General features: G+C 70.0%; 1 protein-coding gene. It reads right to left on the reverse strand.

The window, feature by feature from the left end:
• On the reverse strand, nucleotides 1–724 hold a 724-nt coding region (locus AC1DU6_RS33940), incomplete at both ends, for an MFS transporter (protein WP_477862799.1).

Genomic DNA, 724 nt, shown 5'->3' on the forward strand with positions numbered 1-724 from the left:
CCCACCAGCAGCGGCACGRCGGCGCCGCCGAGGATGCCGGTGCACAGCACGCCCGAGAAGGCGCCGTGGTGGCGGGGTACGGAGTTCAGGCCCAGCGAGAAGACGATGGAGAACATCACCGACAGGCAAAAGCCCGAGGCCGGGAAGGCCCACAGCGAGGCGGCCGCCGGGCCGAACAGCGCGATGCCGACGCAGCCCATGGCCAGCACGGTGAAGCCGGCCAGCACGACGCGTGAGTCCAGCAGCTTCAGCAGCACCAGGCCGAGCAGGCAGCCGACGGACATCAGGCCCCAGAAGCGGGCGACGGCGTCCGCCCCCTCGGCCGTGGCCGAGAAGCCGTGATAGGTGGCCAGGAACTGCGACATCCAGTTGGCCAGCACCTGCTCGGTGCCGACATAGGCCAGGATGCCCAGGAAGAAGAGGCGCACATCACGCCGCGCCAGCAGCTCCTTGTAGGCCGCCCAGCCGCCGGCGCGCTCGTCGTCCTTGAGCTCGACCTGGGGCAGGGGCAGGGTCTGGTTGGCGAGGATGAGGGCGACGAAGCCGGCCGTGAAGATCCAGTAGAAGGCGACCCACACCAGGGAACTGCCGGCCGCGCCGGGCCTCTCCATCAGCAGCTGGAAGGCCCAGGGGCTGAGGAAGGACGCCAGGCCGAAGACGAGCTGGCCCATCACCGAGAAGAAGGCGAAATGGGCCTCGCCGCCTGCCGTGCGCAGCAGCGGAT

This window comes from Roseateles sp. P5_B10, from assembly GCF_056400485.1.